Raw genomic sequence first — 12,891 nt, 5'->3', positions numbered from 1 at the left:
TTCAATGTCGACCTTTAAAGACGAAGCCGAAGCGTTGGCACTTGCCAATAGCTCTGAATTTGGTTTAGGCGCCGGTGTATGGAGCCGCAACATGAACCAAGCGTATCGTATGGGGCGTAAAATTGAGGCAGGCCGAGTATGGACTAACTGCTACCACATGTATCCGGCTCATGCCGCGTTTGGCGGCTATAAAAAATCAGGTATTGGTCGCGAAAACCACAAACTCGCACTGGGTCACTACCAACAAACTAAAAACCTATTAGTAAGCTACAGCGAAGATCCGCTCGGCTTCTTTTAATTTTAAGTACAAAGTTTAAATAAACAACCGTTAAGTAATGACAGCGCTGCATATTTGCAGCGCTTTTTTGTACATTGGCTTAATTAATTTAAAACGACTCAACCGCGTTATCGCTCTTAGCACTAGGATAGTGCGTACCATGAAATTACATAAAAGTTGTAACCCATACCCATTGAAGGTAAGCATCAATCGTGTTTTTGCACACTTTTATTATATGTGTTCTTTTTTCAGTGTTAAAAAAGGGTATTTCATACAAGCTAAATTTTATAATTAATAACTGTATAAATTGGCAGTGGTTGCGCCTTTGTCGGATAACATTATTAAAAGTCGTTCTGAGGTATTTAAACAAGGGCAATTTTATAACACACGTAATTACTTGTTTAAATTAGAGTTGTTTGATGGAATTATTAAGCAATGTAATATACGCCGTTTTGGGGTGTTATAACCCCCCATAGTGGTGTTCAATAAGCTGTTATGCGCCTCTACGACGACAATCTGTCGCCCAGATGTCGTAAGCTAAAGAATAACGAGTACAAGGAAACAATATGCCAAATTTTGACCAAGGCTTTGAAACCACTCGCCTTACTATGCTTGCCAAGCAATATCCTGAGATTGTGAAAGCAACCGGTGAAGTGATTTTCTGTGCGGAAGATAATGAAGATCGCTTGAGCATCACTCGTTGGAAGATTGAAGACGACATTTTTGAGGAGGCCACTGAATCAGGGTTCAAAGTACACCTGATTGAATTGCTTGATAATTTTATCGAGTATCGGGGGCAGTTTAATGAGCTACTGAAAAAGGAAGGTGTCGTACGTTTTGGTGATGGTTGCCTGAATATTGAATGGCTTCCAGATGGCTCTACGGAGCTTTCTTAATGGATGCATTATTTAATGATTACGCAACGATCTTGAGAGATCTTAATATTAACTCATTCAACCTTGAGGAGGACAAATACTCTGGTGTTTTTTTACCGGTTCCATTTGATGAGTACTGGAGTTCAAATCTAAAAATTATGTTGGTTGGTCGGGAGACTGCCGGATGGAATACTGATAGCAACAAGAATAAGATTAATCGTGTCGCTGATTTTGTCGAAAAAGATAAAGTTTGCGAGCTTGTGTGTGAAGCAACTGAGCGTTATAAAAAACATCTTCTGGTGAGCAAGGGTGGAAAAGTTATTACAAAAACGCGAAGTCGCTTTAAGCAATATTTTTTCCGGCTGGCGAAGGAGCTTGAAGTTGATCCCAAATCCATTATCTATGCAAACTTGTTTGCGTGGGACTACAACAAGAAAAGCCCTAGAACACGCCCGAAAAATGAGCTCGAAGAAATAACGTCAATATCAAAAAAGTTGCTTGCAATACAGATCATACACTTTAAGCCAGATGTTGTAATTTTTGCGGCTGGCTTCGCTGGTATTGATCCAGTAATAAAAAAATTATTCAATGATAACTTTGGTGGCTATCGAAATAAAGAAGTGATTTCTAGAAAGTTCTGGGAGTTTGAGGCAGCCGATGCCATATGCTTTAGAATTGCCCACCCCAGAGCAACGCATGGGCATGGTGAGTTTCGCGAGAAGGTAATTCATAGGATTAAAGCTTGTGCGGCAGGTTAATAATTCGCATAACAAAGCATTACAGCGGACATGCCGCTGAATGCGGCGTTGAGGCTGTAGAATTACTCTTTTTAGGAACGTATCCAACTATTCTTGGTTGGTTGCTTTTTAATCTTGAATCCATCTGTTTGCTGTGATCTAATAGATATTATTCACCTATGGTAAACCGTAATGGCTCTTTCTTTGGGTGAGAAGTCAAGCCTGACTTACCCTGTCAAAATAAATTCATTCCTATCAATTTCGCTGAGCAGATTCTGCCTGGCACCTTTGAGTATGCCCTTTGTTATATTGTCGAAAAAAGAAGAATTAATCAGACACCCATCTTAAACTTTGCACTTTTTGATGCCTAGATTTTAATAGGCTAAATAAAGTGGGTGTCATCATAATTTGGTGCCCTGACATAAATAAAAATTATTCGTAAAAGTGACCTATTAATAAAAGATAGATGCTGTATCTGTATGCCAGATTTAGTTGCATAGTGTTGTTTGATTTATTAAGGTGACTGCCTAGTTTGTGTGATTCAGGTGGCTGTTTAGCTTATATGATTCTTAATTTATTCAGCACCTTAAGTAGAGGGAAATATGTTTTTTGAATCTTGGAGTGAAATAGCGCGCATTGTCACCACAACTTTGATTATTTATCCCTTTTTAATCCTATCGACGCACTTAGTGGGTAAACGCCCATTTGCCAAAATGAACAACTTTGACTGGATAATCACCGTAGCAGCGGGCTCCATCTTAGGTTCAGCTATTTTATTGAAAGACGTAGTCATAGTTGAGGTTTTAGTTGCGGTTAGCCTGCTCCTCTTTTTACAGTATTTACTCACTTGGATGAGCGCCCATTTTTCGACCTTCGACAAAGTAGTAAAAACCTCTCCACAATTAGTTTTTTTCGACGGTGAATATATAGAGGCCGCTATGAAAGATGCTCGACTCACAAGCACTGAAGTGGAAGCAAGTGTTAGAAAAGCCGGTTTTGGTGATTTAAGCACAGTTATGGCGGTGGTTTTCGAGGCCGACGGTGAGTTAAGTATTGTGCCGAAAAGTGAAAACTATGCTCAACTGATTATGAAGTTACGAAATCCTCGAGATTAATTGGACAATTTTTAGCGGCCGATGATTACCATAAATCGCGTAACTTAATTGGTATGGCTTTTTTACTGTATCAGACACATTGCTCACCTACTAAATAAGGTTGGACGATTCTTAAGTTTTTAACTTAGGTGCCAGGTATGTATTTACACATGTACCTTAAATCGCTTTTTTAGTATTGTTAATGAACAATAACGTAACCAGTAATTTATTTTTAGCTAAACGGATTTTCATGACTATAAAAACAAAAATAACCAATCATGTATTGCTCTGCGCTTTACTACTATCACCATTTATAAATGCTGCACAAGAACCCATTCTACCTACTACACCTGAGCAGTGGCGCAGCATAACAGAGCGCGATATTAACGCGGCTTATAGTATTACTGCACAAAATCATCCTGGTATGTTTGATGTTAATAACCCAACTTTCCCTGATTTATTAAAACAAGCAAAAGCAGAGGCGCTTGCACTCTTGTCACAAGCGAGCGGTCCGCAAGCTCATGTAGCGGCAATTGCACGCTTTAGCACTGTGTTACAAGATGGTCATGCTGGTGCGTTTTCAAGCGTAGATAGACCCGCGCGCCGCTGGCCCGGCTTTAGAGCTGTATGGCGAGGTGATGCGCTAAAAGTGTATTACAGCGAAACCAACAATATTAGTAAAGGCGACGTTGTAAGCCAATGTGATGGGCAAAGCACTGATACCTTAATGCCTGAGAGAATATTTAAGTTTCATGGTGAAGTTGCACAACCTGGGCATTGGTGGCAGCAAGGTTGGCGGTTACTCATTGACGAGGGCAATCCATTTTTAACTCCTCTAAAAGAATGCGAATTTGTTAAAGCCAATGGCAATACCTATACACACGTATTAAATTGGTCTGTGAGGCCTAAGTCAGCAAGTAAGCATTTAGAAAATGCCTACAACGGTGATGAACTCCCCATTGATTTAACGTGGCCTGAAAAAAACATTGGTTGGATTGCTATGCCTAGCTTTTCATCAACCGATAAACAAACTACTGCCTACAATAAAGTGTTTGAAAAAATACAACAGCAACGTAGCAAGTTACTTACTGCAAAAGCCGTGGTATTAGATTTGCGCCATAACCAAGGTGGCTCATCTTATTGGAGCTCACAAATAGCAAAAGGATTATGGGGCCAAAAAGTAGTAGAGCAAAAAGCAAATAATACTTCTCAAAACACGCAAGTGTGGTGGAGAGCATCAAAAGATAATACTGACTATGTATAGTCTTTATTGGACGTTGTAAAAGATCAATCCGAAGTACTGAAAACTCTCAAAACCGTCTCTACTGGCATGGCTTTATCACTTAAAAATGATGATCCATTTTATGTAGAGCAAGAAACTAATACGCTAAATAACATACCACAAAAGCCTTTAGTGAGTGACTTTAAAAACAAGGTGTTTGTTATAGTGCCGCCGCAATGCGCCAGTGCTTGTTTAGATGCACTTGATAAGTTTAAGCTTTTTGAAAATACAACGTTATTTGGTGCACCAAGTAGCGCTGATTCTATGTATATGGAGGTACGCTTAGCCGATTTACCTTCAAGCTTGGGGAAAGTGATTGTGCCAAATAAAGTATATGTAAATAGAGCGCGTGGGGCAGGGGATTTTTACAAACCCGATGTGGCGTATAAGGGCCTTGATTGGACAACCAATGTGTTGCTTGAGCAAATAAAAACGCTATAAAAAAAGCCGCTTGTTGTAACAAGCGGCTTAACCTTCTAACTAGGAAATAGTTTAGAACGTGTAACGAGCACCAATTGAGTAACGAGGACCGTATTGATTAGCAAATAAGAACTGCTCTTCGTAACGTCCGTAGCCTTCTTCGGTTGCATTGTTTAAGTTTATGCCATCAAAAAATACCGTTACGTTTTCGTTTACATCGTAGTTAACGCTCATATCCCATTGGCCATACGCTTTAGCATATTGCGGAGGCGCATCAGCTGAACCTTGCGCTTGGCCTACACCAATTAGGTATGAGTCGCGCCATGCGTAAGTAATTTTCACTGATAGGCCGTCTTTTTCGTAAAAACCTTGAAAGTTAGCTGAGTCACTTAAGCCTGTAAGCGGTGCTTGTTGATCAAGGCTTTCGCTATCAAATTCTACGTCGCCATCTACAAATGTTGCGTTAACACCAATACCAAAACCAGTTTCACCAATTAGATGTTGAACTGCAACTTCAAAACCATCTACCGATTTACTGTCGGTGTTTTGTGGCTGGCTAATATTCCATGTAATTAGCGGATCGTCGCTGTTTGGTTCAATAATGCCATTTGCATTGCCGTAACCGCTGGCAATCATTTGTGCAAAAATAGCGTCGGTTGTTGCTTGCTCACCACGTGATTCAATATCGCTTACGGCTTGTAAGTAACGAGGGCCGTTTAAAATATCGTGCAAGCCATCAATAGTAGTTTGCGTAATGGTGGTTTGAATAAAGTTATCAACGTCTTTTTTAAAGTAACCAACAGATGCGTAGCTGCCTTCTGCGTAGTAATACTCAAGTGATAAATCAAGGTTTGTTGATTCAAATGGCAATAAGTTTGTATTACCTTGGCTACCTGTACGAGAACCCGGTTTTGGGCTGCCTGTTAAACTACGGCCACCGGCTAAATTACCTAGTGGTGCACGCGACATTGTTTTACCCCAAGATACGCGGGCTACTACGTCTTCAGTTAAATCAACACTTACGTCGATTGAAGGTAGTAAAACATCGTAATCACCTTGTTGTTCTAAGAAGTTATCATCGCCGCCCGCAGCGTATTGCATGATCCACTCTGAAGCGCTGATCCAGTTAACTTGATCTTCAACGCGTTGACGTACAGTACTGGTTACGTCTGTTTGCTCATAGCGTAGGCCTGCATTTACTTTTACGTAGTAGTTACTTACGTCAAACTCCCAGCTTGACTGAACATAAAAGCTATTAGTGATTTCTTCTACGTAGCTCTCGCTATCTATTCCGTCTGCGTATGCATTAGCGGCATATGCATCGCCACCTGTTACATCTGCCGTTAAGTAAGCAATTTGGCGTGCAACAGCTTCGTCAAAGTCATAGGTATAGTAGTAACCAGGTTGTAAGTCACTGCCGCCGCCATCAAACTGATCTAAAAGGCCTGATGTATCATTACGGGTAAACATGCCGTCTGGGAATATTTCTGTATATGATGGGTTAAAACCTGGGCCACCTACTAAACCACTCCAAGCGGTGTAACCACCTGTGTTTTGTTCTGTACGTGATGCGCCAAATTTAACTTTAACTAAACCAATGTCATAGCTTTCGTTATACCATGTTGTGTGCAGCTGTAATTGTTCAATGTTTGATTCACCCGGCGAGTGAGTAAACTGACTAAAGTTTGAATCAATTTCGCCAGGCGTTAATTCACTTGTGCCATTTAACCAATTAACTTGTGCACTAGGTACTTCGCCCGTGCGGTAATCATAAATTTTATTAGCTAGCTGATCAGACCCTAAAATTACTTGGCCTGCACTTCCCAGCCCGTTGTCGGCGCCGTTATCGGTTTCGTTTTTAGAGTCGTGGTAATCAAGCTCTACGTGCCACGTGTCGCTAATTTCCCAATCTAGGTTTAAACCAAGAGAGCGGGCTTTTACTTCTGTAGTGCCTTTATTAGCTGTGAATGACGCGTCATTACCGCTAATGTCTGCATATACTGCAGTACCATTTTCATCTAGTTCGTAGCCATTTATATTGCTACCAAAGTCGTTCCAAATACCCCAACCAATGCTTTGAGAGCCGGTTACAGCTTTACTTGCTGTGTAATCAAGTGTTGCTACAAAGCCATCGACTGGTGCGTATTGAAAAGTAACTTGCCCATTTGTACGTTCACGCTCTACATCTTCAATAGAGTAGTTCATGTCTTTAGGGAAGTAGTAGTTACCTGCAGAATCTGTGCGGTTATCAACTACGTTGCTGCTATCTAATTCAGGTAAGTCTACGTTTGCCTGCCAGCCTTGAATATTGGCACTTTGTTTTTGAAAGTCACGCTCTTGGTGCGAAAATGAAAAACCGAAACCAAAAGTGTCATCTACAAAGGTATTGCTGTAAACAGTAGAAAACTCTGGTGTTACGTCATCGCCAGCTTCGTTCGACGAGTCGTGGTTTGCTTTAACGGTTGCCGAAAAATTTTGACCTGGCTTTTGAAAAGGTCGCGCAGTAGAAATATTAACCGTTGCACCTAAGCCACCGCTTGGCACGTCTGCACGAGCTGTTTTAAACACTTCAAGCGCACTTACGCCTTCAGAGGCAACGTTTTCAAGGTTATACGAGCGTGTATAACCTGTGCCCGGCATTTGGCGGCCATTTAAGGTAATCAAGTTAAACTCTGGACCAAAACCACGTACTGTAATTTGGCTACCTTCACCGTTAGCGCGGCTTACCGATACACCGGTAATACGCTGTAATGATTCTGCTAAGTTTGTATCTGGGAATTTACCCATTTCTTCAGACGAGATAGCATCTACAATACCCGAAGAGTCGCGTTTCATATCCATAGAACGAATAAGTGAACCACGAATACCTTTTACTTCAATAATTTCTACATCAGGCTTTGCTGATATGTCTGCTTCTGCAGCGATAGCTGTGTTTAATGTGCTCGCAGCAATGATGAGAGACACAGAAGCCGCAAGTTGGCTCTTTTTAAAATTGAATGTGTTCATAATAGCTCTGCTTTATAAAATGTTGTTGTGTAGCAATAGGCGCTAAGCGCCCATTGGTGTGTGTTTTATGGATTTGCAATAACCACGTTATCTATACGGTAAAGCGCGCCATCGCCCATGTCCCAGCTAGGAAAAACCATAATTACGTTTAATGCGCTAATGTCTAAGCCTGCATCAAACAATTGCTGAAGAGGGAAGGTGTATGTTTGCCATTCGCCCGTTACAGGTGCTTGGCCCTCAACACTGCTTGATAAAGCAAGCTCTACTGCGCTTGATGTACCAATTGATTCAATTTTAAATAGCCACTGAGCATCAATATTTGAAGGCGCAGAGACTAGTTTCATATCAAATTGAACTACACCATTGTCAAGTATTGCAGAGGCATCAAACGATACGTCTTCATCAGCTATAAAGCCCATTACTGTAGCAGTAGAACCAATGCTAAATTGCGCTACTGCGCCATGCGCGTCATCATCGGTTTCTGTTGTTGGTGTAGAGCCACCACAACAATCCCAAATACTCCATTGCTCGGCCGCTGCATCTTTAAATACAGTAAGCTCACCCGTTGCAGCTGGCGCTGCATTTGGATTATAAATTTTAACGTTATCTACACGGTAAACAGAGCCTTCACCTGCACCCCATGCTGGGAAAATCATTAATACATCTATAGTACTTACATCTAAGCCAGCAGCTGCAAGATCAGAGAGTTTAAATGTATATGTTTGCCACTCGCCAGTAACTGGTGCTTCGCCTTCAACACTTGCCGTTAATTCAAGCTCTACTGCAGAGTCACCTTCATTTGACTCAACTTTAAACAACCACGGTGTAGCTGGATCGCTAGGCGCTGAGGTTACTTTTAAATCAAATTGAATAACACCTTCATCTAAAATGCTACTAGCATCAAACGATTCGCCTGCGCCACCTGACGATGTGCGGCTATTAAAGCCCATTACAGTAGGCTCTGCACCAATGCTAAACTCTGCGGTTAGACCATGTTCTTCATCATCCATGGCTTCAACTGGGGTTGAGCCACCACAACAATCCCACATTGGCCATGCTAGATTTTGCTCATTTTCAAAAATAGTAAGCTCAGGTGATACGCCTAAGTTATCTTGAGTAATCTCAACATCGTCAATTAAATAAACAGCGCCTTCACCTGCGCCCCATGCTGGAAACATCATGATCACATCAATTGCGCTAATATCTAAATCTGCAGCATCTAAATCTTTTAGTAAAAATGTATAAGTTTGCCATTGGCCAACAACAGGGCTTACGCCTTCAAGACTATCTGTAATTGGCATTTCTACTGCGCTAGAACCTTCATTACTTTCAAGTTTTACAAGCCAAGCTGCATCAGCTGTGCCTGGTGCACTTGTTACTTTCATTTTAAAGCGAACGTAACCTTCATCCAGCATTGGAGATGCATCAAATGGGCTAGCTTTTCCTGCTTCGTCAGTAATAAAAATTTCACGGCTAATAAAGCCCATTACTGTGGGTTCTGCACCTACTACAAATTCAACTACATCACCTTGGGTTTCATCTGCAACAATAGCGGGAGTAGAACCACCACAACAATCCCATGCAGGCCAGTTTGGATTAAATGACTCACCAAAAATAGTTAATGGTGTTGCAATGCCTGTCGAAGGTGGGCTAGGAATTGGTGCATCGCCTTCAAGCAAAGCATCATCTAGGCTATTGTAACCAGGGCGAATAGTTTCACAGCCTTTACCTGTTTCAGGGTTTGATGCACATTGATAAACACGTACGTAATCAATAGCAAAGGTTTGGCCATTTTCAAATGCGCTAGCATCTACACCTAAATCATTTACGTTTTCAGGCCAGTCACCACCTACTGCTAGGTTTAGCAATAAGTGAAAGTCTTTATCAAATGGTGCGCTATCCCAGTGAGTTTCAAGCTCGCCAGAACCTTGTTCAAAATATTCTGCAAACCAGCCACGATGTTTTAGACCTACAGCCTCGCCACTTGCATTAGTACGAACTTCAGATTGACGCTGAGTTGCATAAAGGTAACCGTCTACGTACCAGCGAATTTCACCTTCTTGCCATTCAACAGCATACGTGTGGAAGTCATCAGCAGGATTAGTATCTTCAGGGAATTTAAATTCTTGCCCTGTATAGCTGTTATCTGGCCACGCGCGTCCGTAATGAAGGGTGCCGTGGATACTAGACTCTATACCGCCGTCTTCATCCGGTGTTTTAAGGTTTACTGATTCTAAAACATCTATTTCGCCAGAACGAGGCCAAGTGCCGTAAACTTCATCAGTTGGTAGCATCCAAAATGCTGGCCAGCTACCTTGTCCTGATGGAAGTTTGGCGCGCACTTCAAAACGGCCATACGTAAAGTCGGCGTTATAACGCGTATTTAAGCGTGCTGAAGTGTAAGGTTTTTCTGCACCTTCCTCAGCGGGTAGGGCAACAATGTTTAACACACCGTCTGCAATAAATGCATTTTGCTCGCTGTCGGTGTAACACTGTTTCTCGTTGTTACCACCGCCATCGCAGTTTAATTCATAGTTCCATTTGTTTGTATCAATGGCTGAGCCTTCAAACTCGTCGCTCCAAACCATTTGCCAATCTGAAACTGGCTCAGAGGCATCTACATTTTCAAAATTTGATTTAGTGGCAGAGTCGCCACCACAGCCAGCTAACGTAACTAAAGAGATAGCGGCAAGTAAACGTGTAATGTGCGTTGTTTCAATGTTCATAACTGAACCCCGGTTTCAACAGATTATTGTCAGATTAATTGTTTTTTGAGCTTTGTTTTTTCATGCTGTAAGCGCTTACATTTTGATATGTGTTTTGTAAGCGCTTACAAATGATATTGTGGAGTACGCAAATGGTCAACATATTTGTTTATTTTATTTACAATTAGTTTACGGTAAGACCAGTTTACCAATTTTAGATTGTATATAAATTGCAGTTTATACAATTAGTTATGTTGTTTGTGTTTTTTGATGGGAGCGTGAGCGGAATATTTTTTACGTCAAAAAAGTAGGAAAGGACTTAACAATTAAAAGGTTAGTTACAGGTATATTTATAGTATTTAAGGAGTATTTTGTTTATACCAATCTACATAAAGCAATTTTAAGTGGATTGGTATTGTCTGAGATAAAATATGCTGGTTTTTACTTGTTTTTAAAAGGCATTGTAAGTAACCCCAAAAGCGACGCATTTTGCTTTTGGCTTGGGTATTCTTTTAAGCCAATATTTATATCTGCGTCGGCTTTTTTGGCTTTATCTTTGTAGCTACCAAATAATTTATCCCACCAAATTACACTAAACCCATAGTTTGAGTTAGTTTCGCTAACCACTTGGCTATGGTGAATTCGATGCAATATTTGCGTCATTAGTATTAAACGCAGCGGCTTTTCAATGGCATTAGGTAGGCGTATATTTGCATGATTAAATAGTGCTAAACCATTAAGTGCTATTTCAAAAATAAGTACTGCAATCGCAGGTACGCCAAGAGCAGTTACTGCAATGAGTTTTATAAGTATGCTCAGTACAATTTCGATAGGGTGAAAGCGCAAGCCCGTACTTGTATCAACATGCGCATCGGCGTGGTGTACACGGTGCAAGCGCCATAAAATAGGCACGTTATGAAATAACCTATGCTGCCAATAAATTAATATATCGAGTAAAAGTATGCTCAATATAATAATTAAACTGCTTGGTAGGATTATTTGATTAAATAAGCCAATGCCGTGCTCTTGATTGTAAAGTGCAACAGCGGTTAACCCAATGGGTACAACTAAGCGCGCAACAACTGATGAAGCAAACACTAACCCAAAATTAGCAAACCAACGTGTACTGCTTTTAATAGGTGCTTGGCGAGCAGGCTTTTGCCATTCAAGCAGCATCATTATAATTAAAATGCTAAAAAAGCAGCCGAGTCGCCACCATACTTCATTAGTCATTTATTACCTCTGAATTTGCACTGCTAGGCACGTTTTCAGCTGCTTTGTTAGCATCGGCTTCTTGTTGCTTAAGCGTGTGATAACCGCCATGTATACGGGTAAAAATAGTTATGCCACACGCAATAGCAAAAATGCTCGCCATAACTGCAAAGTGCTGCGGCCAAATACAAAATGCAATAAATAGCGCTATTGTTTCAGTGCCTTCGGTTAAGCCGTTTAAGTAGTAAAAGCTTTTGTATTTAAATTGCGGTTTTTCGAGTTTAAATTTTTCGGCGGAAATCGCAAAAGCTAAAAAGCTTGAGCCCGTACCAATAAAAGTGGCAAGTAATAACGATCCCGCTATCGCGTTTTGCTCAGGGTTTGCCAAAATAAAGCCAAGCGGAATAGCCGCGTAAAATAAAAAGTCGAGTGTGATATCTAAAAAGCCACCTGCGCTTGAACTTTGGTTTGCATAGCGTGCTAATGCGCCATCAAGTCCATCTAAAATTCGATTTAAAGCAATGGCAACTAATGCGCCGTACCACATCTCAAACGCCAGTAATGGCACGGCTAATAAGCCAACTAAAAAGCCAACCACGGTGAGCTGATCGGCAGTTATGCCGCGTTTATGCATAAGCATAACCACAGGTGTTAACAGTGGCTTAATTACAGGGGTGATAAATTTGTCTAGCATGTTTGTTGCCTTATGCGTTTAAAGCTGTGTATTAAAGCCATATTAAAGAGCTGCACTTAACGTAATGAGTTTGCCATTTGCAGCGTCGGCATCGCTATGATCATGAGTAACCATAATTGCAGGTAGCTTATGATCGCGTATTTGGCTAAACACGAGTTCGCGTGTATCAACACGCAGTTGGGTGTCGAGTTTGCTAAAGGGTTCGTCAAGTAAAATGGCTTTAGGTTCGCTTAGCAGCATACGTAATAATGCAACACGAGCTTGTTGCCCACCTGATAGGTTGTCGGGGTGGCGATTGCCCATGTCTTTAAGACCGACTTTCTCAAGTGCGTGTTCTATTTTTTCAAGGCGTTGTTTTTTATTGCCTTTGGGCATTGCAAAGGCAATGTTACCAGCAACAGTTAAATGCGAAAACAATAAAGCGTCTTGATAAAGCACTCCAATATGGCGCAAGCAGACGCACCAGTGCCGTGTACGCTATTATGCAAATGGTGTTACCGCTTATTGGATTTATACTGGCATGGGGTTTACCTAAATATTTTTTCAAAAGTGCACGTTTTTAAACGTGCACATATGTAAAGCACCCATG

8 protein-coding genes and 3 pseudogenes are annotated in these 12,891 nt (G+C 41.1%); 6 read left to right on the top strand and 5 right to left on the bottom strand.

Features of this window, described 5'->3' with window-relative positions; translation table 11 throughout:
- The 6 genes and pseudogenes from ENH88_RS14430 to ENH88_RS14410 all read left to right on the top strand — a co-directional run.
- On the top strand, positions 1–298 hold a 298-nt coding region (locus ENH88_RS14430), incomplete at its 5' end, for an aldehyde dehydrogenase family protein (protein ID WP_304183203.1).
- A gap of 545 nt (positions 299–843) precedes the next feature.
- Positions 844–1,173 (top strand): hypothetical protein, encoded by a 330-nt coding sequence (locus ENH88_RS14425; protein WP_304183202.1) that lies wholly within the window; start codon positions 844–846, stop codon positions 1,171–1,173.
- Positions 1,173–1,910 carry a hypothetical protein gene (locus ENH88_RS14420; protein ID WP_304183200.1) on the top strand — a complete coding sequence of 246 codons (738 nt, stop codon included), beginning with the start codon at positions 1,173–1,175 and terminating at the stop codon, positions 1,908–1,910. The genes ENH88_RS14425 and ENH88_RS14420 overlap by 1 nt, the downstream gene beginning before the upstream one ends.
- A 227-nt stretch (positions 1,911–2,137) precedes the next feature.
- Positions 2,138–2,212 (top strand): annotated as a pseudogene (locus tag ENH88_RS23260) (transposase); the annotation flags it as partial.
- A 279-nt stretch (positions 2,213–2,491) separates the two neighbouring features.
- On the top strand, positions 2,492–3,004 hold the full coding sequence (locus tag ENH88_RS14415) for a DUF421 domain-containing protein (RefSeq protein ID WP_304183199.1): 513 nt from the start codon (positions 2,492–2,494) through the stop codon (positions 3,002–3,004).
- A gap of 229 nt (positions 3,005–3,233) precedes the next feature.
- A pseudogene (locus ENH88_RS14410) lies at positions 3,234–4,706 on the top strand (S41 family peptidase).
- A 51-nt stretch (positions 4,707–4,757) separates the two neighbouring features.
- Here the strand turns inward: ENH88_RS14410 and ENH88_RS14405 are convergent.
- The 5 genes and pseudogenes from ENH88_RS14405 to ENH88_RS14385 all read right to left on the bottom strand — a co-directional run.
- Positions 4,758–7,691, bottom strand: coding sequence for a TonB-dependent receptor (locus ENH88_RS14405; protein WP_304183198.1), 2,934 nt, complete (start codon positions 7,689–7,691; stop codon positions 4,758–4,760).
- 65 nt (positions 7,692–7,756) lie between these two features.
- Positions 7,757–10,417, bottom strand: coding sequence for a glycoside hydrolase family 16 protein (locus ENH88_RS14400; RefSeq protein ID WP_304183195.1), 2,661 nt, complete (start codon positions 10,415–10,417; stop codon positions 7,757–7,759).
- 420 nt (positions 10,418–10,837) lie between these two features.
- Positions 10,838–11,629, bottom strand: a complete 792-nt coding sequence (locus ENH88_RS14395; RefSeq protein ID WP_304183194.1) for a sterol desaturase family protein — start codon at positions 11,627–11,629, stop codon at positions 10,838–10,840.
- On the bottom strand, positions 11,622–12,302 hold the full coding sequence (locus ENH88_RS14390; RefSeq protein ID WP_304183192.1) for a CDP-alcohol phosphatidyltransferase family protein: 681 nt from the start codon (positions 12,300–12,302) through the stop codon (positions 11,622–11,624). The genes ENH88_RS14395 and ENH88_RS14390 overlap by 8 nt, the downstream gene beginning before the upstream one ends.
- 42 nt (positions 12,303–12,344) lie before the next feature.
- Positions 12,345–12,755: pseudogene (locus tag ENH88_RS14385) on the bottom strand (ATP-binding cassette domain-containing protein); the annotation flags it as partial.
- Between the last annotated feature and the right edge of the window lie 136 nt (positions 12,756–12,891).

Source organism: Pseudoalteromonas prydzensis (assembly GCF_011050055.1).
Lineage (GTDB): Bacteria > Pseudomonadota > Gammaproteobacteria > Enterobacterales > Alteromonadaceae > Pseudoalteromonas > Pseudoalteromonas prydzensis_A.
This window is presented reverse-complemented; position numbering and strand designations above follow the sequence as displayed.

Bases quoted from the DNA above. Each gene is read 5' to 3' on its own strand.
- ENH88_RS14425 (WP_304183202.1), top strand. From the start codon at position 844: ATGCCAAATTTTGACCAAGGCTTTGAAACCACTCGCCTTACTATGCTT.
- ENH88_RS14420 (WP_304183200.1), top strand. From the start codon at position 1,173: ATGGATGCATTATTTAATGATTACGCAACGATCTTGAGAGATCTTAAT.
- ENH88_RS14415 (WP_304183199.1), top strand. From the start codon at position 2,492: ATGTTTTTTGAATCTTGGAGTGAAATAGCGCGCATTGTCACCACAACT.
- ENH88_RS14405 (WP_304183198.1), bottom strand. From the start codon at position 7,691: ATGAACACATTCAATTTTAAAAAGAGCCAACTTGCGGCTTCTGTGTCT.
- ENH88_RS14400 (WP_304183195.1), bottom strand. From the start codon at position 10,417: ATGAACATTGAAACAACGCACATTACACGTTTACTTGCCGCTATCTCT.
- ENH88_RS14395 (WP_304183194.1), bottom strand. From the start codon at position 11,629: ATGACTAATGAAGTATGGTGGCGACTCGGCTGCTTTTTTAGCATTTTA.
- ENH88_RS14390 (WP_304183192.1), bottom strand. From the start codon at position 12,302: ATGCTAGACAAATTTATCACCCCTGTAATTAAGCCACTGTTAACACCT.